Below are 22,811 nucleotides of genomic sequence, written 5' to 3'. Positions count from 1 at the left end.
TTGAATCGGGCTGAGTCGTGCGTTGGGCGAGCGAGCCGTCATTATCGATGAAATGCACGCTTCGGCCTTATTGCATCAAAAAGCAGCGCGCGGGAATCCGGTTCGAGCGCTGCTTTTGAAGCTCGCATGGGCGCTCGGGGCGCAAGCGTCGATCAGTCCTGCACCCGGCTCGCGAAGTGATCCGCGGCCATGAGTCTGAAGGCCGTCACAGCGGGATTATCCTGATCCACGCGCCATGCCATGCTCATTTCCGCCTGCACGTGATTGTTGGCGATATGCCTGAACTCGACGTTGTCGTAATGAAAGCGCTGCGCCGACGCCGGCAGGATGCTAAGACCAAGCCCCGCGCGCACGAGCGAGAGAATGGTGGGCGTCTGGTCGATATATTGCGTGAAATGCGGGTTCACTTCTTCCCTCGCGAGCATGCCCATGATGCGGTCGCAGAAGTATTTGCCGTGAACCGGCGAGTGCATGATGAACGGCTCTTGATCGAGTTGCGGCAGGGCGATCTCGTCGTAAGCGCATAGCTCGTGACCGGCGGGCAGCGCGACGATCAACGGCTCTTTGTCGATGAGCAGAAATTCGAGCTGTTGCCGCGAAGGCAAGGGCCGCAGAAAGCCGAGGTCGATGGTATTGGCCGCGAAGGCCTCGATCTGCGCGACAGAAACGAGTTCGAGCAGGACGACATCGATATCGGGCAGCGCGTGCTTGGCCGCGACGAGCAGTTGCGGAATCAACTCGTAGCCGGCTGCGCCCGTGAAGCCGAGCCGCACGCGTCCCGTCTTGCCCTTGCTCGCGCGCCGCACCGTGCTTTCCGCTTGCTCGGAGAGATTGAGCAGACGCGCGGCATCGGCAAGGAAGACACGCCCTTCCGGCGTCAGCTTGACCGTGCGGCCAACGCGTTCGAACAACAGGACGCCGAGATTCTCTTCAAGCAGATGAATCTGCCTGGAAAGCGGCGGCTGCGTCATGTTGAGCAGCGCAGCCGCACGCCTGAAGTTTAGTTCCGTCGCGGCGGCGACGAAGCAACGCACTTGTCCGAGATCGAGCATGCGGAATCGACTTTGACGAAATAGCCGATCATTATAGGTCGAGGCTCGCGAGTGGCTCCTGCGTTGCTTTACGGCCGTGCATGCATCAGGTCGTCAGGCTGCCTTCGGGACGCAGCCCGGCAAGCGCCTGCGCGATGCTCGACAGCACCATCTCGCCCATGGCCGTGCGCGATTCCACCGTCGCGCTCGCGCGATGCGCCTGCAACACCACGCGGTCCATGCCGAAGAGTTCGGCGGGCACGTTGGGTTCATCGACGAATACGTCGAGACCCGCGCCCGCGATCACGCCGCCCTGCAACGCCTGCACGAGATCGCTTTCCACCACGAGCTTGCCGCGCGCGATGTTGATGAGATAGCCGTCGCGGCCCAGGGCGTCCAACACGGCTGCATCGACGATGCCTTGCGCTTTATCGGCGGCTGCGGCAAGCACGAGGATGTCGCTGTCGCGCGCGAGTTGGAGCAGGTCGGGCACAAAGCGATGCGCAATGTCGTCCATGGCGCGTACATCGGTATAGGCGACAGGACAGCCGAACGCCGCGGCGCGCACGGCGATGGCGCGCCCGACCTTGCCCATGCCGACGATACCCACGCGCTTGCCGCTGAAACGGCGTGACAGCGGAATCGCAGCGGGGCTCGGGTTTTCAGGCCACTTGCCGGCCTTCACGAAGTCGTTGCCCGGACAGATTTCACGCATCACCGTGAGAATCAGGCCAATGGCGAGATCCGCGACGTCCTCGGTCAAGGCGCCGAAGGTGGCTGTGACCGGAATGCCGCGCGAACGGGCGTACGCGACATCGACGGCATCGGTGCCAACGCCATTGACCGCGATCACCTTGAGCGCGGGCAGTTTGTCGACGAGATCGTTGGAGATGCCCGTATGGCCACCCGTGATGACGCCTTCGATCGCAGCGCCATGCTCGCGGATATACGCGTCCTTATCGTCCACCTGAAAGAGACGATGCATGATGTAGAGCGACTCCAGCGTCTCGTTGATCGCGGGAACGAGGATCGGGTTCAGTTGCAGAATGCTCGGCTTCGTCGGCTTCAATTGGGTGGCTCCTTTGGGTCGTGTCTCGCCTGCCATGCGCCAGGCCGCGATGTCGACGGATCATGTCGCCTTTTGCGTGGCGCGTCCAATCCCAAAGCGCTATCAACTGATACCGTTATTGGCGTGCTCTCAAAGGTATCGCTCGATCGATTCAATCCGGGAATCAGGTAATAGCAATAAAAGATTGGACGCCCAAAATCACCACCCCGACAATGGGATCACCGGCAGGAACACCATAAAAAAGCCTTGCATACAGATCGGAGACACAGCTTGAAAACACGCCGCTTCTTTTCCCCTTCTGCATCGCATTCCACCCAGTCGGTCCATCTCGGCGGCAACGCGCGCTGAAATTCATCTGTTGCAGCATCGCGCGGAAAAGGCGTCGAAGCGCTGAAGCCGTATGAACCGGAGGAAGACGAATGAACAATGCCGACAGCGTCGCGGGCGCGGCGAAAGCAGAACCGATCGCGGAGAAACGAACCAGCCATCGCTGGGTAGTGATGGGCCTGATCTTCTGCATCTGGGCCATCGCGTGCGCGGACCGCGCCAACTTCGGCTTTGCTTTGCCGTATCTCAAGAAGGAATATCACATCTCCAATTCGGAAGCGGGGATGATCGTCAGTCTCTTTTCCTTCGCTTACGGTTTCGTGCAGATTCCGGTTGGCCTGCTCTACAAACGGCTCAGTGAACGCACCACGGGCATTCTGTTTTCCGTCTTCATGCTGCTGACATCGGTCTTCACGGGCTTGATGGGAACGACGTCCTCGGTATTGCTTTTGATGACGTATCGCGTGGGTCTGGGGCTTTCGGAAGGGCCGCTCGGCATTGGCTGCACGAACGTCATCAACCGCTGGTTTCCGACGCGCGAAAAAGGCACGGCAGCAGGACTCTGGATCGCCGCATCGAAGCTCGGACCGTTGATCGTGCCTTCGGTGTGCATCATCGTGATCCAGCTCTGGGGCTGGCGCGAAATCTTTTATGTGTTCGCCATTCCGGGCATTCTCTTTGCCGTCGCATGGATGTTTCTCGTCACGAATTCGCCGAGCGAAAACCGCTTCTGCTCGCCCGCGGAACGCCGCTATATTCTCGATGAATCCGCCACCGATGGCTCGACCGGCAAGCTCGTGCGCCGTGGCGAAATGGAGCCCATGCCCTGGCTCGACGGCATCAATCGCACGAAGCGCGTGGCGCCGCTGGAAACGGTCGGGCAAGTGTTCCGCTCGTGGAATATCTTCGGCATTGCGCTGGGCTATGGCTGCATGATCGGCATCAGCAACATCTTCATCTCGTGGATCCCCACGTATCTCGTCACCGTGAAGGGTTTTGCCTCGGTGAAGATGGGCTTTCTCGCTTCGGCGCCGTTCATCGGCGCGGTGGCGGGCAACATGCTCGGCGGCCTGATCTCCGACCGTCTGCTCGGCGGCCGCCGCAAGCCGATGATGATGCTCGGCGCGCTCGGCACCATGCTCATGATGTTCGCGCTCATCGACGCGCCGGACAGCGTGGTCTATCTCGGCGCGGCGTTGATTCTCTCGGGCCTCATGCTCGGCATCGGCTTCGCGGGATACTCGGCGTATCCCATGGGACTTGCAAGCAAGGCGACGTATCCGACTGCATTCGGTATCGTCAATTCGCTCGGGCAGATAGGCGGCGCGTGCGCACCGCTCGCGGTGGGCTTCCTGCTCGACAGCTATAGCTGGACCAGTGTGTTCCTTTACATGCTCGGGACGTCGCTGCTCTGTTTGCTGCTGTTGTTCAGCGTGGTCGAGCCTGCGTCCGGAAAGATAGAACGAGTGTAACCAGCGTTCGCTTCTGCCAAGGGCCGCGATTGTCTCGCGGCCTTTTTTCATGGCGATTACAAACCGTTCTCCACCATCGTGAGCAAGCGCTCGGCAAGCGGTTCGATGGCTTTGCCGGGCAATCCCTGCAACGGCCCTTCGATCAGCAAGAGCGCGAAGCCATGCACCGCGCTCCACGCGAGATATTCGGCTTCTGGCCGGCTTGACGGATCGAGCGCGCCGGCATCCACCATCTCATCGAGGGCGCGGCTCAACAACTGAAAGGGATCGAGCCCGCCCGGCCCCACGCCATACGAGGCTTCATGCTCGCCCCACTCGGTTGGCGGCGCGGTGAACGCGGTGCGAAAGAGACCCGTCTCGGTCCGCGCGAAACGCAGATAACCCACGCCGACCGCGCGTAGCCCCGCCTTCGCGGCATCGGCACGCTTGCGCTTTTTCGGCCGCGCGGCGAGTTCTTCCTCCATTGCTTGCGCGACCGCCGATAACGCCGCGGAACGCACGGCCGTCAACAACTCCTGTCTACTTCCGAAGTGACGATACGCGGCGTTCGGCACCACGCCCGCGCGCCGCGTGACTTCGCGCAGCACGATGGCGTCCGGCCCGCCGTCGCGTGCGAGCGCAATGCCGGCATCGATCATTGCGCGGCGCAAATCGCCATGTCGATACGTGCTGCGCGGCTTGGCTTTTGTCATTTTTATAAGCGAGGCTTTACCTATGTGGACACTGTCCATTATCTCTGCTATTTTTTGTGGACGGTGTACACAAACAAAAATATCGCCTGAAACAAAGGCTGTGTCGTTGCATTGTCACGACTCAGGTTCAACGTCATCGAGGAGAAGGTCATGGTCGTCAAGAACGAACGTGCGCAAGATGAAGCACGCATCCGTGAACTCACGGAATCGTGGCGTCAGGCCGTGCTTGCAAAAGACGCTGCTGCGCTGGTGACTCATTACGCGGCGGATGTCGTCGTGTTCGATGTCGTGCCGCCCGCATCCTTCAAAGGCGTCGAGCTGTATCGCGAGCATTGGCAGCGCTGGTTCGACAGCATCAGCGGCCCGCTCGTGTTCGAGGTGCGCGATCTGCACGTGGCGGTGAGCGGCGATCTCGCGTTCGCGCATGCGGTGAATCGCGTGGCCGCGGGTGGGCGCGACGACATCGTGCGTGCAACCGTGTGCTTCAGAAGAATCGACGGCGACTGGCGCGTCGTGCACGAACACGCGTCGGTGCCATTGACAATGGACATGGACCCCGACGAGTCCCAGTAATTCACCTGGCAACTCACGCATTACTCAAGGAGCAGACATGCAAGTGCAACCCTATTTGTTCTTCGAAGGCCGCTGCGAAGAAGCGATCACGTTTTATCGCGAGAGTCTCGGCGCACAAGTGCTGATGATGATGCGCTTTCGCGACAACCCTGACGCCGGCAAATCCGGTGGCGGCAGCGAGGCCGCGAGCGGTTGCGGCATGCCGCCTGGGTCGGAAGACAAGGTCATGCATGTGGCCTTTACAGTGGGCCAGTCCATGCTGATGGCGTCCGACGGCATGTGCAGCGGCAAGCCGAATTTCCAGGGCGTGTCGCTGTCCATTTCCACGGAGGACGAGCAGGAAGCCGAAAAGTTCTTCCACGCACTATCGGACGGCGGACAGGTGCAGATGCCGCTCACGCAGACGTTCTTCGCCAAGCGCTTCGGCATGGTGCAGGACAAGTTCGGCGTGTCGTGGATGGTGGTTGGCGGCGCGGAAAACAAACCCGCTTAGGTATAGCTCTTGCGCGCTTCTGGTCGTAACTTAATCGAGGAGAAGCGCCATGACTAATGCAGGCAGCAACAATTACGCGGGACGTTCGCAAGAGGAGCGCATCGAGCAGCGCAAGGGCGAGAAGCAGCCCGCGCAGGAGCAACCGGGCGGCCATCTGGCCGAACCGGGCACCGAGCCTGACAAAGACAACAGTAGCGGCACGCTCACCGAAGACGGCAAGCAAGTCTGGCGGACGAGCTCAGGCATCGACGGTGGAGGAAAGACCTGACCCCTGACAGGGTCCGAAAACATGGAACAATACAGGGGTGCTATCCGCACTTTCGATGTGAAAGGAGCTAATAATGAGCGCCCCGCGCAAAACCCATTTTTCCGACTCGGACATCCACGCTAAACCGGCCGATCGTCCGTCCCGCGAGGAAGCCGAAGCCGCCGTGCGCGTTCTCTTGCGCTGGGCGGGCGACGACCCGCGTCGCGAAGGCCTGCTCGACACCCCGGCGCGTGTCGTGCGGTCGTATGAAGAGTTCTTCGCCGGCTATCAGCAAGACCCGCATGAAATCCTTGCCCGCACTTTTTCCGAAGTGCAGGGCTACGACGAGATGATCGTCCTGAAGGACATCCGCTTCGAGAGCTATTGCGAGCATCACATGGTGCCGATCATCGGGCGGGCGCACGTCGCGTATCTGCCCCGAGAACGCGTGGTCGGCATTTCCAAGCTCGCGCGTCTGGTCGACGCCTTCGCCAAGCGCCTTCAAATTCAAGAGAAGATGACCGCGCAGATTGCCGATACGCTCAACGAAGTGCTGCAACCGCTCGGTGTCGGCGTGATTCTGGAAGCTGCGCATCAATGCATGTCGACGCGCGGCGTGCACAAGGCGGGTGTGTCGATGGTTACGTCGCGCATGCTCGGCTCGTTCCGCGACGACCCATCGACGCGGCGTGAGTTCTTGTCTATCGTCGGCACTCAAAGTGTGTTCAACGTCTCGAACACTTAGAGCTATCAAGCGCCGTAACCGTTGCCCGGTGAATCGGCGCCGCTGCCTTCGCGGATCTTGCCCTGCGAAACGCTGCTGCCCGGCGGCACGCTGTGCGTGAGCCAAACGTTGCCGCCGATTACCGAGCCCTTGCCGATGACCACGCGCCCGAGAATGGTCGCGCCCGCGTAGATCACGACATCGTCCTCGACAACCGGATGCCGCGCGTTGCCTTTCACGAGCACGCCGTCGCTGCTGGAGGGAAAGCTCTTTGCGCCCAGCGTCACGGCCTGATACACGCGCACATGCCGGCCGATCACGGCCGTTTCGCCGATCACCACGCCCGTGCCGTGATCGATGAAGAAGCTCGGCCCGATGGTCGCGCCCGGATGAATGTCGATACCCGTCAGCGAATGCGCGATCTCATTGATGAAGCGCGCGAGCAGCGGCACGCCCAACCGATGCAACGCATGCGCGAGCCGGTGATGCGTCATCGCCCAGATGCCGGGATAGCACAGCAGAATCTCGGTGATGTGCTGCGCGGCGGGGTCGCCCGTGAAGGCAGCCTGAATGTCGCTGACGAGCAGCGCGCGAATCTCCGGCAACTGCGAGCCGAACTCGCGCGCAATGGCGAACGCTTGCGCCGTGACCTCCGCTTCGCCCGTCTCACGATGCTCGGGCAAGAAGCGCAGCGCGCGGCGAATCTGCTCATGCAAGAGACGCAGAGTGGTTTCCAGCGTCTGGCCGACATAGTAGTCGACGCTTTCATCGGTCAGATCGGGCGCGCCGTAGTGCGTGGGAAAGAGCGCGGAGCGCAGACCGTTGACGATCCTCACGATCGCCTCGCGCGAAGGCAACTCACGTATGCCAAGCGGATGTCGCGTGCGATGCAGTTCCTCGCGCGATTGGCGTAAGTCAGCGACGATGCGCGACAAACCCCATTCGTGGGGCGCGTGAGTGGAAAAATCGGATGGCGCTGCCTGCTCGGGTAAGGACTTGTTCTGCATGTCTTCTGGGCTGGCGTTCGGAGACCGCGCAGCGGCGGCGGATGAACACTAAGCGTAAACGGTTTTGCGCAAGCGTGCTGCGTGTACGGCCCGCGGATTAGACTGTAACGTGACTTGCGTCAATCCATCGGACGGCCCAATCGCGGCCGTGCGCGATGGCTTCCCCCTCGTTGCGAAATCGCAAGTCCGCGGGGAAGAATCGGTTCGCAACGAGCTCACCGTCGCTGGATCGCGAGATCACGACGTACGGCTGATAATCGCCATCCCCCGTCCTGGCTGGCGCACAGTTGAGTAGATAGCCTCGATGTGAAAAGGCTGCATCTTGTTGCATGAGTCACCTGTGTGAAGTGCCCTGCTCGTTCGTATGACTTGCTCAACCAGCAGCCGTACTGGACACGCCCTCCTTGTTGCTCGCGTCCCGCATTCGCGCTTTGCTGCCAGCAGGTTCCAAATAATACTTGCAGGAAATCCGCTTGGCATTGAAAAAAAAGCCTTAAAAATTCGATGACGATTGAGTGTCCCGCCTGCAAGGGCTGGAGTTCCGTCGCCAAATTTCCGGAACGAGTCTTGCGTGAGGGAAAACGGTTTAGCCAGTTCCCAAGGAGCAGGAAATGAATAACGCCGAATCCAACGAGTCGCAAGACAAGCAAGCGGATCGCGCCGCCGACAGCCCGATCAAGACGCCGAGCGCAGAGACTGCGCGCGTGAACATGAGCGATGCGAAGAAGGCCGAGTCTGGCCGCGAGGCGCATGCGGGCGCGGGCGCGGGCGCGAAGCAGGAAAGCGCGGGCCAGGCCGACCGCAATATCGGACCGCTCGGCACGCCGGAGTCGCGGCCGCGCGGCATCGACGTCGCCAACGACGAGACCCTCGACGACACCGTCGATGCCGATGGCAAGAACATCCAGGCGAAGCGCTATGAGCAGATGCAGGCCACCGATCCGGATGCCGTCATCAATTCGAACGCGACGCATGCCAACCATGTCGCCGAGCAAGGCGACGGCTTTGGCGGGTTCGACAGTCGGCCGGGTCGCAACGGGATATTGCTGGCGTTAGATCGTGGTTACCGCCTGATCGACCGCGGGATGGTGCCGCCAAGCATTCGCGCCGTCGAGGAAAATCAGGTTTATGTAAGCCGCGACGCGCATGGCAACACCTTGCGTGGCCGTAAGCATTACGCCCTGAATCACATGCGGCCTTCGCGGCTTTTCGAAATCGACAAGTCGTAACGTAGCGCGCCACGCTGGCGTCACCCACTAAAAGCCACGCGCGAAGCGTGGCTTTTTTCATTTCTTCTGATCTTTCTCTTCATCCGGCTCGATACGCGTGACGCCGCCGGTTGCTGGCGGGTCGCTTGCCGGGAAAGTATCTTCCACGGCTTTGTCGACGTCTTCCTCGTCGCGCTCGGAGTGAGGATTCTGCTCTTTCTGGTTGCTCATGTTCGGCTCCTGTCGTGGTGAAAGCTGATGTTCAACGAGCAACGGGTGTTCCTCCGACGAACGATGATCGCTCAGGCACGCCGTATGCTCAAGTCACACAGCAAAAAAACGCCTGTGAACAGGTATGAGAACGACAGCGCGGATACCGCGTTAATCGACTGAAGCGCGACCAAGGGGAAGAACAAATGGCCACGATCGAAGCCTACGAAAGCTACGCGAGCGACACCGCCGCATCCGTCCCAACTGACCACACGCGTCCTCCTGAGCCGCGCACGGCGGCCGAACAGCGCTTCAGATCCGCGCTCGTGTGCCTTGGCGCGGCGTACGCGCTGTCATGGGCCGAACTCGCGCTAGCTATCGCGATTGGATTTCCCGGCGATGCGTCGAGTCATCCGCTCGCTGCATCGATTGTCTCGCGCTTGCTTGTCGGCTTGCTTTATCTGTGCGTCGCCGCGCGACTGCAGTGGGCGCGCTGGATGACTGTCGCGCTCGGCTTCGTGTCCGTCATGTTCGTGGCGCCGACCATCGCCCTGCAATGGCATGCGTTGCCGACCGGCGCAATCATTTGCGGTGCGGCACTGGTGTGCAAGCTCGCGGCATCGCTCTATCTCGTCTCGCGGATGCCGCTGCGCGCTACAGCCTGAATTGCACAGGCCCTGCGCTCGATGCCGGAACCCGTTCAGGTTTCAAGTAAGCATCGGTTTGAACGCGCCGCGCTCACACACGGCGCATTCTGAATGGCTTAACCGCCTTTTGCGCCCTGCGTATTCACATAAAGCGCGTACAGGCCGTGACTTGCCGCCATGAACAGCCGGTTGCGATGCCTTCCCCCAAAACACACGTTCGCGCAACGCTCCGGCAAATCGATATGTCCGATCGCCTCGCCTTGCGGCGTGAAAACGCGCACGCCGTCTAGTTCCGCGTCGCCCATACCCCAGCCACACCACAGATTGCCGTGGATATCCACGCGAAATCCATCCGGCGTACCGCGTGCGGCGTCGATGACGAGGCGCGGTTCGCCTAACTTCCGGCCGTCGTCGAGCACATCGAACGCGTGAATCGTGCGTGGCGACGAACGCGATTCGACGACATACAGCACCGACTCATCGGGCGAAAAAGCCAGCCCGTTCGGCCCGATGAAGCCATCGAACACAAGCGTGATCTCGCCGCTTTGGCCATCGACGCGATACACCGCGGGCTTCAATTGCGCCGTCTGCTTTTCGCCTTCGTAATAGCCGTCGATGCCGAAAGGCGGATCGCTGAACCAGATCGAGCCATCCGACTTCACGACCACATCGTTCGGCGAATTGAGCGGCTTGCCCTGGTATCGATCCGCGAGCACGGTGATCGAACCGTCGTACTCGGTGCGCGTCACGCGCCGGGTGAGATGCTCGCACGTGACGAGCCGCCCTTCGCGATCGCGCGTGTTGCCGTTGGCATTATTCGACGGCTTGCGGAATTCGCCGACCTGCCCGCTTTCTTCGTCCCAGCGCAGGATGCGGTTGTTCGGAATGTCGCTCCACAGCAGATAGCGGCCATCGCCGAACCAGACCGGGCCTTCCGACCATCGCGCGCCCTGATACAGACATTCCACCGACGCCGATGCCAGCCTCAACGCATTGAAGCGCGGGTCCAGCACACGGACGGCAGGGTCGGGATAGCGGCGCTCGTTGCTTGTCATGCTTGGGGTCTCCTCGGTTTGGCTCAAGTGGATCAATTCGGTCCCAGCTCGCCATCGCGCAGGCGCCAGAGATTGAGCGGGTTGTCATCGGCAAGCGATTCGGGCAAGAGCGCTGCCGGCAAATCCTGATAGCAGACCGGCCGCAGGAATCGTTCGATTGCCATCGCGCCGACCGAAGTCGCTCGGCTGTCGGAAGTCGCCGGGTACGGGCCGCCGTGCACCATCGCGTACGACACCTCGACGCCGGTCGGAAAGCCGTTCGCCAAAATGCGGCCCACTTTGCGTTCGAGCACGGGCATGAGCCGGCGCGCGAGATCGATGTCGTCGTTGTCCATCAGCAAGGTCGCGGTCAACTGGCCTTCCAAACGACGCGCGACGTCGATCATCTCGTCCTCGCCCTGACACACAACGATGATCGACGTGGGCCCGAAAATCTCGTCGGCGAGCTGCGGCACGGTCAAGAACTGCTCCGCCGTCACGCGATACAGCGCCGGCAACGCGCCGCCCTTGCCAGCTGCGCCACCTTCCTGCTTGCCCGTTGCAATGCGTTCCGCGCCCGTCGCGTCGCGTTCCTTCACGCCGTTCGCGTAGGCGTCGGCGATGCCCGCGGTCAGCATTGTCTGCGTGCCCTTCTTTTCGAGCGCGGCCGCCGCGTGATCGATGAAATCGTCGAGATCGGAATCCGCCAGCGCGATCACAAGGCCGGGATTCGTACAAAACTGGCCGACGCCCAATGTCACCGAATCGATATAGCCCGAAGCGAGCGTATCGCCGCGCTTGGCGAGCGCGCCCGGCAAAGCGAAGACCGGATTCACGCTGCTCATTTCGGCGAAAACGGGAATCGGCTCGGGGCGCTTCGCCGCGATGTTCACGAGCGCGAGGCCGCCGCGGCGCGAGCCCGTGAAACCAACCGATTTGATCGCGGGATGCGCCACCAGCGCCTCGCCGATAGCATTGCCCGCGCCGACCACCAGCGAGAACACGCCTTCGGGCAAGCCACTGTCGGCAACGGCTTTCTGGATCGCGCGTCCCACGAGTTCCGACGTGCCGAGATGCGCCGGATGCGACTTGACGACGACAGGACACCCCGCCGCGAGCGCCGACGCCGTGTCGCCGCCCGCGACCGAGAACGCCAGCGGAAAATTGCTAGCGCCGAACACTGCAACCGGACCGACCGGAATCTTTTGCAAACGCAGATCGGAGCGCGGCAACGGCTTTCTGTCGGGTTGGGCGGAATCGAGCGTCGCGGCAAGCCATCGGCCTTCACGCACGAGCGACGCGAAGAGCCGCAACTGACCGACCGTGCGCGCGCGTTCGCCTTCGATTCGCGCCTTCGGCAACGCGGATTCCGCGTGCGCACGGTCGATCAGCGTATCGCCGAGCGCGATGATGTTGTCCGCGATCGCTTCGAGAAACTGCGCGCGGGTTTCCAGCGGCGCGAGACGATACGCGTCGAATGCGGCATCCGCGAGTTCGCAGGCACGCGCGACTTCGGCGTCGCCGCCACCGCCGAAGGCGGGTTCGAGTTCGATGTCGCGTGCGGGATCGAAGGCGCGCAGCGTGGCGTCGGTGCCTCGTACGGCCGATGAACCGATCAGCATTTCGCCGGTGATCTTCATGTCAGCTCCTTGTATCGATGAGGCCGGATGCGCCTTCGTTCACTAAATCCGAGGGCGCGCGGCAATGAACGTGTCGACGAACGGGCGCAGTAAGCGTGCCGCGTGCGGCGTTGCGCGTCTTGATTTCAGTGACCGGCGACGCGAGGGAAGCGTTCCGCGAATGCATGAGCGACGCGTGTCGTAGCTGCGGTGATCGCGTCGAAAAGCTAGCACACTGGCGCCAGAAAGGTACCAAACTGTGGAAGGCGCAGCCGATCGTACTAAAGCGCGGCAGCCGTTCAGCCTGACCGCCGCGCCTTACGCCGCGTCTTTCGCCGAAGCCCCAGCCCGCCGAAAAGTGATATGCGAAATCCGCCGCACGAGCAACGCCGCCACCAGCGCGGCCACTGCGGTCAACATCACGCCGATGTGAATGGACTGCACGAGCGCATCGCGGGCGGCATCGAAGAGCGCGGGAGCATCGAGCCCGGCCGTGCGCAGTTCGGACAGCAGCGTGTCGCGCAACGCTTCATCGACGAGAATGCGCGGGTCGATAAAACGCGGCCGCCACTGCGACGCCGCGCTCGTACCCAGAACGCTGATCGTGCGCGAAACCACGCTCGCGTAATGATGCGCGACGATCGTCCCGACGATACTCGTTCCGAGCATCCCGCCGACCATGCGTGTGGACTGCAAGAGCGCCGTTGTGATGCCGAAACGCTCGCGCCCCGCGATCTCCTGCCCGAAGATATTCATGTTGTTGAGCACGAAGCCCAAACCAATGCCGACCGCGCCCATCGGCAGCTCGATATACAAATAGGGCGTCGTTTCCTGCGCGAAGGCAAGCGCCACCGACGCCAGCATCAGCAGCGTGAAGCCGATGGTGAGGATCATCGTCGGCTTGCGCAAATGAATGACGATACGCGTGTTGATGAAGCTGCCAAGCGCAATGCACGCGGCAATCGGCGTGGCGAGCAACCCCGCCTCCTGCGGCGAAAGGCCGAAGCCGCCCTGCAGCAAAAGCGGCGCGAAGAAGATCAGCGAGAACATGACGAAGCCGGCGAGGAACGACAGCGTGAACAACGTGACGAGTTGTGGCTCACGAAAAATATCGAGCGGGATGATCGGATGCGTCGCGCGCCGCTCGCAAATCAGAAGCGCCGCCGCGCCCACGATCACCGCGCCGCCGAGCGCGAGATTGCCAGCCGACAGTCCGCCCTTCGGCAGTGCCTCGATCAACGCCTGGAAACCGCCGAGCACGAGCGCGACGAGCACGGCGCCGGGCCAGTCGATCTTCACGCCGCCTTCACGCGGCCGATGCAGATTCGGCAAATGCGCCCAGATGAAGTACAGCGCCAGCGCGCCGACCGGCAAGTTCACGAGGAAGGTCGAGCGCCAGCCCCAGTGCTGACTCATCCAGCCGCCGAGCGACGGCCCCGCCGCCGTGCCTATGCCGTATGCCGCCGCCAGCACCACCTGCCAGCGCACGCGGGCACGCGGATCGGGGAAGAGATCGGGGATCGCGGCGAACGCGGTGCCGACCATCATGCCGCCGCCCACGCCCTGCAAGCCGCGCGCAAGCGCGAGAAACAGCATGTCCGGCGCGAGTCCGCACAGCACCGACGCCACGGTGAACGTGATCACCGCGGCGATCACGAAACGCTTGCGCCCGAAGTAATCGCCGAGACGTCCGAACACAGGCACCGTCACCACCGACGCCAGCAGATACGCGCTCGCGATCCACGCGTAATACTCGAAGCCGTGCAGTTCCGCGACGATAGACGGCAGCGCGGTGCTCACCACGGTCTGATCGAGCGCCACGAGCATGTTGACGAGTCCGATGCCGAGCATCGCGTAAAGCGCGGTTCTGAAGGCGAGTGCTGGCGGCTGGATTTCGGTCATGCGGCGGGCTGGAGAAAACGAGTCGGAGGAACGCCCGTGGAATTTTTAAGCGGGCGCTGATGTCAGAAAGACGAATTGTACGGGTTAGCTTGCGGCAGATCGACTTAGCGCAAAATTAACCGCACGTCTTCGGACTACTCGCGCGCTATGCTGGAAGCGCCTTCTCGCCGTGCAATCCACGGTGAAACATCGACCGGGAATGAGGAAAACGTCATGTTCAAACGCATTGTCGTCGCCATCGACGGAAGCCGGACTTCACAGCGCGCCTTCGAAATCGCGCTCGATCTCGCTGTCACGCATCAGGCCGTCGTGCAGCCGTATTACGTCGTCGAGAGCGGGGCCGTGTATTTCGACGTGCCCGGCTACGATCCGAGCCAGTTGCAGAAAACGCTGGCGGAGGAAGGCTCCGACCTTGCTCGACAGGCGGCGGACGCGCTCAGGCAACGCGGCATCGAAGGTCAGGTTGTGACCGTCGAGGCCACCGCGAGCGACGACATTGCGATGCTCATCACCAAGGCCGCCGTCGACTTCAACGCCGATGTGCTGATCATGGGCACGCACGGACGCAAAGGCTTTCAGCGCCTGCTTCTTGGCAGCGTTGCGGAGCGATGCCTGCGGCAAGCCACGCTGCCCGTTCTGCTGATTCCCTCGGCAGCCAGCCCGGAAGGCAACGAGAGCGCCTAACCATGGACTAGCGCAAACGGATGCGCGGCATTTTGTCGCCAGGGTTAACAATCCCGCGATGGGACAATGGTTTTTGTCATCCATCAACAAAAGCGGCCGCCATGTCCGACATTTTTCCCTCACGGCGCAATCTGGCTCAGTGCTCGACCTGCGCCATGCGCCATCTCTGCATGCCCGAAGGCCTGAACGCTCGTGACATCGCCAAGCTCGAACATGTGATCTCGGTTACGCGTTCGGTGCGGCGTGGCGAAGCGCTCTACCGTGCGGGCACTCCGTTCGATTCGCTGTTCGCGTTGCGCTCGGGGTCGATCAAGACCGTGGTGATCCGCGAAGGCGGACGCGAACAGGTCACGGGCCTCTTGCTGGCGGGCGACGCGCTCGGGCTCGACGGTATCGGCGAAGGCGAGCATGCCTGCGACGCGATCGCGCTCGAAGACAGTTCCGTGTGTGTCATTCCGTATGCGCTTTTCGAGCGCATGTGCCGCGAAACCGACACCCTGCAAAAGCGGATGCTTCGCATGCTCGGACAGGCTATCAATCGCGAGGCGGATCATGTCCTGCAACTCGGCCTGCTGCGCGCCGAAGAGCGCGTTGCACGCTTGCTGCTCGATCTATCCATGCGGCTCGCCAAGCGGGGGTATGCCACGGCGGAGTTCACGTTGCGCATGACGCGGGACGATATCGGCAGCTATCTCGGTATGACGCTTGAAACCGTGAGCCGCACGCTCTCGCGTTTCGACAAGCTAGGCCTCATCGAAGCGAAGGGCAAATCCATTCGCATCAACGATTTCGAACGCCTGCGCAGCATCTGACGCAAAGCCTTGCGCGGCGCGCCTTGCGCCGCGATTGTTAGACAAAACGCGCATAAACCGCGTGGATTTTTAAGTTGGCACGCGGTTCGCTACGCTTTAATCTTTCTGATTGGCTAAGCCACGGAGATTGGGCGACATGAATCGCGAACCTTCCCTGCGTCACCCGTTGCTCGACCGGCTCGCCGAGGCGCGTCGCGTAACCGACGAATTGTTCGATATCGTCAAGCCGGAACATCTTTACGACCGGCCGATTGCCGAACGGCATCGCATCGTTTTCTACATCGGGCATCTCGAAGCCTTCGACCGTAATCTGCTGGACAAACGGCTCTTCGACCTGCCGGACTTCAATCCTGCCTACGACCAACTCTTTGCTTTCGGCATCGATCCGGTCGATGGCGGCTTGCCCACCGATCAGCCCGCCGACTGGCCCACGCTCGCCGAAGTGCGGGCGTATCGCGACCGCGTGCGCGCGGATATCGACGCGCAATTCGATCCGGTGACCATCGCCGCACGGCCGCTTTCCGCCGACGAATCGCCCGCGCAGTTGCTGGAAGTCGCAATCGAACATCGGCTGATGCACGCCGAAACGCTTGCCTACATGCTGCATCAATTGCCAGTCGATAGAAAAATCGCGCCGGCCAATGCGATTTCGCAGCGAAACTCCGAACGTGAACTTTCCCACGAGACGGTGAGCGTGCCGGCCGGAACGGCGACACTCGGGCTGACGCGCCAAGGCGGCATGTTCGGTTGGGACAACGAGTTCGGCCAGGTTCGCGTGGACGTGCCTGCGTTCGAGATCGACCGCCACATGGTGACGAACGGCGACTATTTGCGCTTCATCGATGCCGGCGGCTACTGGAATCGTGCCTATTGGACCGATGCCGACTGGGCGTGGAAGGAGGAGCAACGCGTGGCGCATCCGGCGTTCTGGATTCCCGCCGAAAGCGACAGCTCCGATGGCTGGCGACTGCGCACGATGTTCGAGGAAATCGAGTTGCCGCTCGACTGGCCGGTGTACGTGAGTTATGCCGAGGCGAACGCCTATGCGCGCTGGGCCGGCAAGGCGCTGCCGAGCGAGGCGCAATGGCAGCGCGCGGCGGAGGGCGCGCCGCACGAAGTGGAAGGCAACTTCGACTTCCGGCGCTGGGATCCCTCACCCGTGCAGGCCTATCCGGAGAATCGCAGCGGCTTTGGCGTCGAAGGCCAGTTCGGCAATGGCTGGGAATGGACCTCGACGGTATTCGGGCCGCTCGAAGGCTTCGAGCCCTTCCCGTTCTATCTCGGCTATTCGGCTAATTTCTTCGACGGCAAGCACTTCATCATGAAGGGCGGCTCACCGCGTACCGCGGCATGCATGTTGAGACCGAGTTTTCGCAACTGGTTTCAAGGGCATTACCAGTACGTCTACGCCGGGTTTCGCTGCATAAGTGCCTGAACGCCTGATTGCCTGACGTGTATCGCGCAAACGAAAACGCCGCCGGTCTCATTGCGAACCGGCGGCGTTTTTACGTGAGCATCAGAAGTCCGTCGTCACCGACAACAGCACCGTGCGCGGCGCGCCTTGCAGCAAATACCCGCCGCTCGTCGACGACCAATAAGACTTGTTCGCCACGTTGAGCACGCTTGCGCGGAAGGTCGTCGGACGGCCGAAAACCGCCGTCGAGTAGCGCGCGCCGAGGTCGAAGGTATCCCACGCCGGGATCGACAACGTGTTGTTCACGTTCAGATACTGCGACCCCGTGTGGATCCAGCGCGCCGTCAGCGTGAGGCCGTTCAGCATCGGCACATCGTATTCCGCGTTCAGGTTGAACATCATGGTCGGCACGCCGATCGGCTTGTTGCCGTTGGTCACGGCCGTGCCCGTGTCCTGCTGCGTCGCGTTGATGTAAGTCGCGCCCGCGATCAGGCGCACGCCCTTTACCGGCTCGCCGTACACCGATGCCTCCACGCCGCGATGGCGCTCGTCACCGTCCGCGACGAAGAAGCCCGCGGTGTTGGTGTAGGTCATCGGCTTTTCGATCTGGAATAGCGCGAGCGACGCGCCGTACTTTCCGTTGTCGTACTTCGCGCCGACTTCATATTGCTTCGACTTCTCGGGCGCGAGTTGCTGCCCGAAGTTGAGCGCGGTGTTGGGCGCCGTGTCGCCGATGGTCAGTGCTTCGCTGCGATTCGCGAACAGCGCCACGTTTTCCCATGGCTTCACGACCAGGCCGAAGACCGGCGTCGTGATCGACTGGTTATAGTTCGCCGTCTGCGCTCCGGTGTACGAGTAAGAATTCGACAGCAATTCCTGGTGCCGCGCGCCGATGGTGAAGAGCACGCGATCGTTCAGGAAGCCGAGCGTATCCGACACGGAAATGCTGCGCAGCAGATTCAGCGCGGTGGTCTGCGGATCTTGCAGATTGCCGCCCGTGAACGCGTTAGCCGGATAGCCGACTTGCGGCGTGTCATACAGACTCGTCGGGAACGAACCGGAAAGCGTGTAGGCCGATTGGGAATCCGTCCGTACGATCGACGCGCCCGCCGCCACGAAATGCGACACCGGTCCCGTGTTGAAATGACCGTGCACACCCGCTTCCGCCGACGTGTTGTCCTCCTGGTGCGGCACGCCGAGACGCGTGGCCGTCACGCCAGTCGCGCTCACCGTGGGCGACGAATACTCCCCGTGCTCGTTGGTGTGACGCGTGCCGCCCGTCACGTAAGCCGTCCAGCCAGGCAGAAAATCGTATTCCGCGCGCAGGATGCCGACGGTATCTTCGAGCGATGAATAGCTCCACGTCTGCGCATAGTTATACGTGGCCGAGGGCGGCTCGGGGATGTAGTTCGCCGAGTCGTTGACCGTCGGCCGGCCGCCGTTCACGCGCTGGCGCTGATACAGAAAATCGCCGTAGAGACGCAGCTTTTCGCCGCGCCAGTCGAGCGACACGGCCGTCGTATTGTCGCGCCGATGTTCGCCGTCGATACTCGTCTCGCCGTCGTGATTCGCCTGGTTCACGCGAATACCGAACTGCCCTTCGCTGCCGAAACGGCGACCCACGTCGACATGCGCGCCGAAATCGCCCGAAGCGGTTTCCTCCACCGTCACGCGCGTAAGCGGCTTATCGTCCGCGCGCTTCAACTGCAGATTCAAACCACCGCCCACCGCCGAACCGCCCGGCGATGCGCCATTCAGAAACGCATTTGCGCCCTTGAAGACATCGACGCGTTCGAGCGCGTCGGTCGCGACGAGCTGGCGCGGCGTGATGCCATAGAGACCGTTGAGCGACACATCGTCGCCCTGCAACTGGAAGCCGCGAATGACGTAGGTCTCGGCGAAGTTGCCGAAGCCGTAAGACGTGCGCACGGACGGGTCGTTCATCAGCACGTCGCCGATAGTGCGCGCTTGTTGATCTTCGATCAGCTTGGACGTGTAAGTCGTCATGCTGAACGGCACGTCGAGCATCTTCTGCTGGCCGAGCACGCCAAAACTTGCGCCGCGCGCGACTTGGCCGCCTGCATAAGTCGGTTCGAGCGAACCGGGCAACGCTTCTTTCGATGCCTGAACCTTGACCGCAGGCAAAGTGTTGGCGGGAGAAGCACTGTTATCGGTGCTGGATGGAGCGTCGGCAGTTTGAGCTTGGGCCGACACGGAAAACACGACGGCGATAGCGGCAACGATAGCGGCGCGATGAACAAGCGCCTTGGCAGGCAAGGCCTGCGCGGAATTCGAACGGAACACGGGCATGAATCGGAAGAACGTCGGTGATGGTCGATTACCGTCCCAGGGCAAGGGGAATCCGGGCGGGATTATTTTGGCGAACGCCGAAAGGCTCACGCACGTTCGGTCTGTTCTATTGTCGCCGGCATTATAGTGTAAATGCGATTCGTTATCATTAACCGCATGGAAAATTTGTAGCGACGCAACATTCAGATGGCTGTCCATAGGCAAGCGCATCTAAATTCGATTTTTCGGCAGGCCCGGTGCAGGTCGTTGACGTGACATCCCGCGAAATAACTTCTGCATGGTTTTCAACGAAGTCGATCGCTAAAGTGACTTCATTCGCAACCCACTGGAACCGAGTGAAATCATGGAATTGATCGGCAAAATCACGACGTACATGATGGCCATCGTGCTTGTTGCATCGATGACCGAAGCGTTCGTGCTGCATGGCAAGTACAAAGGCACCAACCGCGCGTTTGACTGGCACGAATTCTGGATATCGCTCGCCGATCTGATCGGCCGAAAGCTGCTCGCGTTTTTGCCGCTCTCGCTAGCAACGCCTGTGTTTCATTTCGCGTGGGAGCACCGTATTCATACCGTCGCGACCAACGACATGCTGACGATCTTCCTGCTCTTCATTGGCCAGGAGTTCTGCTACTACTGGTATCACCGCATCGCGCATACGGTGCGCTTCTTCTGGGCGAGCCACGCGGTTCATCACTCGCCGAACCAGTTGACGTTGTCATCCGCTTATCGGCTCGGCTGGACCACCAAGCTCACGGGTTCGGCCATCTTCTTCACGCCGCTCTCGTGGCTCGGCGTCAAACCGGAAGTGGTGATAGCCGTCGTGTCCATCAATCTGCTCTATCAGTTCTGGTTGCACGCTACGTGGATACCCAAGCTCGGCTGGCTCGAATACGTGTTCAACACGCCTTCTTCACACCGAGTTCATCATGCTTCGAATGCCACTTACCTCGATGCCAACTTCGGCGGTGTGCTGATTATCTTCGACCGGCTGTTCGGCACTTACGTGGAGGAACGCGCCGATGAACCCTGCCGCTACGGCCTGACAACGCCGACCACTTCGCATAACCCGATTGTCGTGGAGACGGAGCACTGGGTGAGCCTTGGAAGAGACATGGCCGGTGCAAAGCGCGTTTCGGATGCTGTCTCCTTCGTGCTTCGCCCGCCGGGTTGGTTGCCGAACGGTCAAGGCGAGACGACGCAGGAACTGCAGCGCAGGCAGAAAGACAGCGTGCAACCCGCGCAGGCAGGTTGAACGGCAGTTACACACTCGAAGGAAGGCGGATCGTGCGATCCGCCTTTGTCGACTGTCAGCCGCAGCGTTCGTTAGAACGTGACGCTTTGACTGATGACCGTCTGACCGTTGACGATGATGACGGAACTGGCAGTGCCCGTTTGCGTCGGTGCGGCAGGCGTGCTCGGCGAGTACGGGCCGGTGCCCGTGCCCTGCTTCACAGCGCCGCCAGCGATATTCGATTGTGCCAGTGCAATGCGATCGATCTTGATCATTTCAAACCTTTTCTGGTTATGTGGGGCGACAGTCCGCTTTCAGCAAACATGCTGTCGCCAGATACTTAAGCTGTCGACAACCGGAGCCACCAGGCTCGGTCGTTCGAAAGCAAGCGGAACCCCAATCGTAACCAAGCTGCACGAAAGATACTTTATTAAACGTCCTAAATATGTCTGTCGTTTGGCAAGACGCATATACGTTGCGCTGCCAGTCGGCCGGTAACGATTTAGACCGGTTGCAAAACTCAAGCTATTCGGCCGTACACGGCGCGGACGACGCGGTACGCGCTCTGCAGAATAAGCCAGCGTACCCAAAGACCGCTACGGGTCGGAACGCATGCGACGCGTGAATGCAGAGAACATCTGGAAACGGCACACGTCCGTGATGCTGAAGCGAGCCGATGACGCGCTCTTACACTAAACGCGCCACGGCAACGCTATAAAGCACGCACCTTAAATGTCGCGCTTCCCGAACGCAGCACGATTAGCTTCCACAAACTCCTCGACGGTCTGCGGCGCCTTCCCGGTGACCCGGCCGATGATCTCGTCGCGCCCTTCGAACACGCCGTTCTGATAGTCCACCGCCACTTCGATGAAATGCTGGATCATGAATTCGGGCAGCTTGTATTGGCTCAGATGCTCGCGATAAGCGTCGAGCGTCATCGGGTCGTAGACGACTTTGCGATCGAGCACCGCGCCGATCTTCTCGGCAATTTCCTTCTGACTCAGCTCGATGGGACCGCAAAGCTCGTACGTCTTGCCGATATGACCTGCGGGTTTCGCGAGCACTGTCGCGATGAAGCGCGCCTGATCTTCGGCGGCAATCGGCGCGTGACGTCCGTTGCCGAATGGCAGCGCAATCTTGCCGTCCTGCACGATCGTATCGCGCACCCACGGAAAAACCATCCACTCGGAGAAAAACGTCGGACGGATATGCACCGTCGGCACGCCCGACCAGTCGAGCACTCTCTCGGCAATCCAATGGTCGCGCGCGGCGTGGCTTTTCGAATCTTCTCGCGCGGAAATTTGCGACATGTTGACGACGACATCGAGTCCGTTGCGACGCGCTGCATCGGCGAAATAGGCGGTCGCCTGGATGAAGCCCGGACGCACGGGAAAACAGAGATACGCGGCAGAGACGCCATCCGTCGCACGAATGGCGTCGTCGTGCGAGAGCAAGTCTCCGACGACGACTTCCGCCCCGGCCTGCCGAAGCGCCTCGCTGCGCGCATCCACTGTTCGCACGAGCGCGCGGACTGCATGTCCGCTGTCGAGGAGGTTCTGAACGGTATGCACGCCCGTCTTGCCCGCCGCTGCCGTAACCAAAATTCGTTGCTGTCCCATGATGCCTCTCCTGTTTCGTGGTTAAGCACGTCCGTTCCAGGTTGGCCGGCTAAAGTGCATATGCACTTTTAAGCGCGGACGAGAGCTGCAAAAATCCGAAACGAACACACCAAGTGATTGGATGTTAGCCAAAATCTATACAGAGGTCAAAGCAAGTCTGAATTGTGAATTCCGCATGGCTCGAAGATTCACGCTGAATCGGCTGTGCCCGAAACCCACCGGACGCATCCGACGAGCGTCTTGTCATTGCCTTGCATTCCGCTTCGTTCCGACTATGCTAAGTCAGGTCATCGCCAGCGTCCCAGCGCGCGCCAGAAAGCAACCGCGCATCCGACCGTTCGGTATATTTCAGACTCCAAACGAATTCATTCTGCTCGACGGACACGAGCACGCCTCTCCTTTTGTCCGCGCAATTCAGCAAGACCAGACGCCGCACGCGACGTCGATGAAAGCCACGGCCGTACACACATGTCGCGACACGGA

The 22,811-nt window shown here is 61.2% G+C and carries 23 protein-coding genes; 11 read left to right on the top strand and 12 right to left on the bottom strand.

All coding sequences use genetic code 11. The features are described 5' to 3' along the window. Window positions 1–152: 152 nt before the first annotated feature. Window positions 153–1,052 (bottom strand): LysR substrate-binding domain-containing protein, encoded by a 900-nt coding sequence (locus P9250_RS10700; RefSeq protein ID WP_310392921.1) that lies wholly within the window; start codon window positions 1,050–1,052, stop codon window positions 153–155. An 85-nt stretch (window positions 1,053–1,137) separates the two neighbouring features. Continuing rightward, on the bottom strand, window positions 1,138–2,100 hold the full coding sequence (locus tag P9250_RS10695) for a 2-hydroxyacid dehydrogenase (protein WP_310392919.1): 963 nt from the start codon (window positions 2,098–2,100) through the stop codon (window positions 1,138–1,140). A 419-nt stretch (window positions 2,101–2,519) separates the two neighbouring features. Between P9250_RS10695 and P9250_RS10690 the strand changes: the two genes are divergently transcribed. After that, a complete protein-coding gene (locus P9250_RS10690; protein WP_244828654.1) occupies window positions 2,520–3,899 on the top strand; it encodes an MFS transporter in 1,380 nt (459 codons plus the stop codon). 56 nt (window positions 3,900–3,955) lie between these two features. Here the strand turns inward: P9250_RS10690 and P9250_RS10685 are convergent, their stop codons facing one another. Then, window positions 3,956–4,591 carry a TetR/AcrR family transcriptional regulator gene (locus P9250_RS10685; RefSeq protein ID WP_310392916.1) on the bottom strand — a complete coding sequence of 212 codons (636 nt, stop codon included), beginning with the start codon at window positions 4,589–4,591 and terminating at the stop codon, window positions 3,956–3,958. Window positions 4,592–4,741: 150 nt separating this feature from the next. Here P9250_RS10685 and P9250_RS10680 point away from each other — a divergent pair, with 150 nt between their 5' ends. The 4 genes from P9250_RS10680 (at window position 4,742) to folE (ending at window position 6,649) form a co-directional block, all read left to right on the top strand. Beyond that, complete coding sequence (locus P9250_RS10680; protein WP_310392914.1) at window positions 4,742–5,164, top strand: nuclear transport factor 2 family protein; 423 nt, start codon at window positions 4,742–4,744, stop codon at window positions 5,162–5,164. A gap of 37 nt (window positions 5,165–5,201) precedes the next feature. Continuing rightward, complete coding sequence (locus tag P9250_RS10675; RefSeq protein WP_250509881.1) at window positions 5,202–5,657, top strand: VOC family protein; 456 nt, start codon at window positions 5,202–5,204, stop codon at window positions 5,655–5,657. Window positions 5,658–5,706: 49 nt separating this feature from the next. Next, window positions 5,707–5,925 carry a hypothetical protein gene (locus P9250_RS10670; RefSeq protein ID WP_310392912.1) on the top strand — a complete coding sequence of 73 codons (219 nt, stop codon included), beginning with the start codon at window positions 5,707–5,709 and terminating at the stop codon, window positions 5,923–5,925. A gap of 73 nt (window positions 5,926–5,998) precedes the next feature. Then, complete coding sequence (gene folE, locus P9250_RS10665) at window positions 5,999–6,649, top strand: GTP cyclohydrolase I FolE (RefSeq protein ID WP_244828667.1); 651 nt, start codon at window positions 5,999–6,001, stop codon at window positions 6,647–6,649. Window positions 6,650–6,654: 5 nt separating this feature from the next. Here folE and epsC read toward each other — a convergent pair whose 3' ends face one another. Continuing rightward, window positions 6,655–7,635, bottom strand: coding sequence for a serine O-acetyltransferase EpsC (epsC, locus tag P9250_RS10660; protein ID WP_310392910.1), 981 nt, complete (start codon window positions 7,633–7,635; stop codon window positions 6,655–6,657). 97 nt (window positions 7,636–7,732) lie between these two features. Next, window positions 7,733–7,966, bottom strand: a complete 234-nt coding sequence (locus P9250_RS10655; RefSeq protein WP_250509879.1) for a hypothetical protein — start codon at window positions 7,964–7,966, stop codon at window positions 7,733–7,735. 280 nt (window positions 7,967–8,246) lie between these two features. Here P9250_RS10655 and P9250_RS10650 point away from each other — a divergent pair, with 280 nt between their 5' ends. Beyond that, window positions 8,247–8,864: a DUF3005 domain-containing protein gene (locus P9250_RS10650; RefSeq protein ID WP_310392908.1), complete on the top strand. Its 618-nt coding sequence runs from the start codon at window positions 8,247–8,249 to the stop codon at window positions 8,862–8,864. 57 nt (window positions 8,865–8,921) lie between these two features. On the opposite strand, the gene P9250_RS10645 is transcribed toward P9250_RS10650, so the two are convergent. Then, window positions 8,922–9,074: a hypothetical protein gene (locus tag P9250_RS10645; protein ID WP_244828674.1), complete on the bottom strand. Its 153-nt coding sequence runs from the start codon at window positions 9,072–9,074 to the stop codon at window positions 8,922–8,924. Between the two features lie 185 nt (window positions 9,075–9,259). On the opposite strand from P9250_RS10645, the gene P9250_RS10640 reads away from it, so the two are divergent. Then, window positions 9,260–9,718: a hypothetical protein gene (locus tag P9250_RS10640; RefSeq protein WP_310392906.1), complete on the top strand. Its 459-nt coding sequence runs from the start codon at window positions 9,260–9,262 to the stop codon at window positions 9,716–9,718. Between the two features lie 98 nt (window positions 9,719–9,816). Here the strand turns inward: P9250_RS10640 and P9250_RS10635 are convergent, their stop codons facing one another. The 3 genes from P9250_RS10635 to P9250_RS10625 all read right to left on the bottom strand — a co-directional run bounded on the left by P9250_RS10635 (window position 9,817) and on the right by P9250_RS10625 (window position 14,204). After that, window positions 9,817–10,755: an SMP-30/gluconolactonase/LRE family protein gene (locus tag P9250_RS10635; RefSeq protein WP_310392903.1), complete on the bottom strand. Its 939-nt coding sequence runs from the start codon at window positions 10,753–10,755 to the stop codon at window positions 9,817–9,819. Between the two features lie 32 nt (window positions 10,756–10,787). Beyond that, complete coding sequence (locus P9250_RS10630; RefSeq protein ID WP_310392901.1) at window positions 10,788–12,374, bottom strand: aldehyde dehydrogenase (NADP(+)); 1,587 nt, start codon at window positions 12,372–12,374, stop codon at window positions 10,788–10,790. Between the two features lie 297 nt (window positions 12,375–12,671). Further along, window positions 12,672–14,204 (bottom strand): MFS transporter, encoded by a 1,533-nt coding sequence (locus P9250_RS10625; protein WP_244829721.1) that lies wholly within the window; start codon window positions 14,202–14,204, stop codon window positions 12,672–12,674. 264 nt (window positions 14,205–14,468) lie between these two features. On the opposite strand from P9250_RS10625, the gene P9250_RS10620 reads away from it, so the two are divergent. The 3 genes from P9250_RS10620 (at window position 14,469) to P9250_RS10610 (ending at window position 17,186) form a co-directional block, all read left to right on the top strand. Beyond that, window positions 14,469–14,939, top strand: a complete 471-nt coding sequence (locus P9250_RS10620) for a universal stress protein (protein WP_250466613.1) — start codon at window positions 14,469–14,471, stop codon at window positions 14,937–14,939. A gap of 101 nt (window positions 14,940–15,040) precedes the next feature. Then, window positions 15,041–15,751: a helix-turn-helix domain-containing protein gene (locus tag P9250_RS10615; RefSeq protein ID WP_244828680.1), complete on the top strand. Its 711-nt coding sequence runs from the start codon at window positions 15,041–15,043 to the stop codon at window positions 15,749–15,751. Window positions 15,752–15,887: 136 nt separating this feature from the next. Continuing rightward, window positions 15,888–17,186, top strand: a complete 1,299-nt coding sequence (locus P9250_RS10610) for an SUMF1/EgtB/PvdO family nonheme iron enzyme (protein ID WP_244828681.1) — start codon at window positions 15,888–15,890, stop codon at window positions 17,184–17,186. Window positions 17,187–17,267: 81 nt separating this feature from the next. Here the strand turns inward: P9250_RS10610 and P9250_RS10605 are convergent, their stop codons facing one another. After that, the gene (locus P9250_RS10605) at window positions 17,268–19,475 is read right to left on the bottom strand and encodes a TonB-dependent siderophore receptor (protein WP_250526952.1); all 2,208 of its coding nucleotides are present in this window, start codon (window positions 19,473–19,475) and stop codon (window positions 17,268–17,270) included. Window positions 19,476–19,818: 343 nt separating this feature from the next. On the opposite strand from P9250_RS10605, the gene P9250_RS10600 reads away from it, so the two are divergent. Further along, a complete protein-coding gene (locus P9250_RS10600; RefSeq protein WP_310392897.1) occupies window positions 19,819–20,730 on the top strand; it encodes a sterol desaturase family protein in 912 nt (303 codons plus the stop codon). 71 nt (window positions 20,731–20,801) lie between these two features. Here the strand turns inward: P9250_RS10600 and P9250_RS10595 are convergent, their stop codons facing one another. Then, window positions 20,802–20,984 carry a hypothetical protein gene (locus P9250_RS10595; protein ID WP_250466609.1) on the bottom strand — a complete coding sequence of 61 codons (183 nt, stop codon included), beginning with the start codon at window positions 20,982–20,984 and terminating at the stop codon, window positions 20,802–20,804. Between the two features lie 453 nt (window positions 20,985–21,437). Beyond that, window positions 21,438–22,328 (bottom strand): NAD(P)H-binding protein, encoded by an 891-nt coding sequence (locus tag P9250_RS10590; RefSeq protein WP_310392894.1) that lies wholly within the window; start codon window positions 22,326–22,328, stop codon window positions 21,438–21,440. Between the last annotated feature and the right edge of the window lie 483 nt (window positions 22,329–22,811).

The sequence above is a fragment of the Caballeronia sp. LP006 genome, from assembly GCF_031450995.1.
In the GTDB taxonomy this organism is placed as follows: Bacteria; Pseudomonadota; Gammaproteobacteria; order Burkholderiales; family Burkholderiaceae; genus Caballeronia.
Note: the sequence above shows the minus strand (reverse complement) of the source record. Positions and strands in the feature narration are given on the sequence as shown.

Bases quoted from the DNA above. Each gene is read 5' to 3' on its own strand.
- P9250_RS10700 (WP_310392921.1), bottom strand. From the start codon at position 1,052: ATGCTCGATCTCGGACAAGTGCGTTGCTTCGTCGCCGCCGCGACGGAA.
- P9250_RS10690 (WP_244828654.1), top strand. From the start codon at position 2,520: ATGAACAATGCCGACAGCGTCGCGGGCGCGGCGAAAGCAGAACCGATC.
- P9250_RS10685 (WP_310392916.1), bottom strand. From the start codon at position 4,591: ATGACAAAAGCCAAGCCGCGCAGCACGTATCGACATGGCGATTTGCGC.
- P9250_RS10680 (WP_310392914.1), top strand. From the start codon at position 4,742: ATGGTCGTCAAGAACGAACGTGCGCAAGATGAAGCACGCATCCGTGAA.
- P9250_RS10675 (WP_250509881.1), top strand. From the start codon at position 5,202: ATGCAAGTGCAACCCTATTTGTTCTTCGAAGGCCGCTGCGAAGAAGCG.
- P9250_RS10670 (WP_310392912.1), top strand. From the start codon at position 5,707: ATGACTAATGCAGGCAGCAACAATTACGCGGGACGTTCGCAAGAGGAG.
- folE (WP_244828667.1), top strand. From the start codon at position 5,999: ATGAGCGCCCCGCGCAAAACCCATTTTTCCGACTCGGACATCCACGCT.
- epsC (WP_310392910.1), bottom strand. From the start codon at position 7,635: ATGCAGAACAAGTCCTTACCCGAGCAGGCAGCGCCATCCGATTTTTCC.
- P9250_RS10655 (WP_250509879.1), bottom strand. From the start codon at position 7,966: ATGCAACAAGATGCAGCCTTTTCACATCGAGGCTATCTACTCAACTGT.
- P9250_RS10650 (WP_310392908.1), top strand. From the start codon at position 8,247: ATGAATAACGCCGAATCCAACGAGTCGCAAGACAAGCAAGCGGATCGC.
- P9250_RS10645 (WP_244828674.1), bottom strand. From the start codon at position 9,074: ATGAGCAACCAGAAAGAGCAGAATCCTCACTCCGAGCGCGACGAGGAA.
- P9250_RS10640 (WP_310392906.1), top strand. From the start codon at position 9,260: ATGGCCACGATCGAAGCCTACGAAAGCTACGCGAGCGACACCGCCGCA.
- P9250_RS10635 (WP_310392903.1), bottom strand. From the start codon at position 10,755: ATGACAAGCAACGAGCGCCGCTATCCCGACCCTGCCGTCCGTGTGCTG.
- P9250_RS10630 (WP_310392901.1), bottom strand. From the start codon at position 12,374: ATGAAGATCACCGGCGAAATGCTGATCGGTTCATCGGCCGTACGAGGC.
- P9250_RS10625 (WP_244829721.1), bottom strand. From the start codon at position 14,204: ATGCTCGGCATCGGACTCGTCAACATGCTCGTGGCGCTCGATCAGACC.
- P9250_RS10620 (WP_250466613.1), top strand. From the start codon at position 14,469: ATGTTCAAACGCATTGTCGTCGCCATCGACGGAAGCCGGACTTCACAG.
- P9250_RS10615 (WP_244828680.1), top strand. From the start codon at position 15,041: ATGTCCGACATTTTTCCCTCACGGCGCAATCTGGCTCAGTGCTCGACC.
- P9250_RS10610 (WP_244828681.1), top strand. From the start codon at position 15,888: ATGAATCGCGAACCTTCCCTGCGTCACCCGTTGCTCGACCGGCTCGCC.
- P9250_RS10605 (WP_250526952.1), bottom strand. From the start codon at position 19,475: ATGCCCGTGTTCCGTTCGAATTCCGCGCAGGCCTTGCCTGCCAAGGCG.
- P9250_RS10600 (WP_310392897.1), top strand. From the start codon at position 19,819: ATGGAATTGATCGGCAAAATCACGACGTACATGATGGCCATCGTGCTT.
- P9250_RS10595 (WP_250466609.1), bottom strand. From the start codon at position 20,984: ATGATCAAGATCGATCGCATTGCACTGGCACAATCGAATATCGCTGGC.
- P9250_RS10590 (WP_310392894.1), bottom strand. From the start codon at position 22,328: ATGGGACAGCAACGAATTTTGGTTACGGCAGCGGCGGGCAAGACGGGC.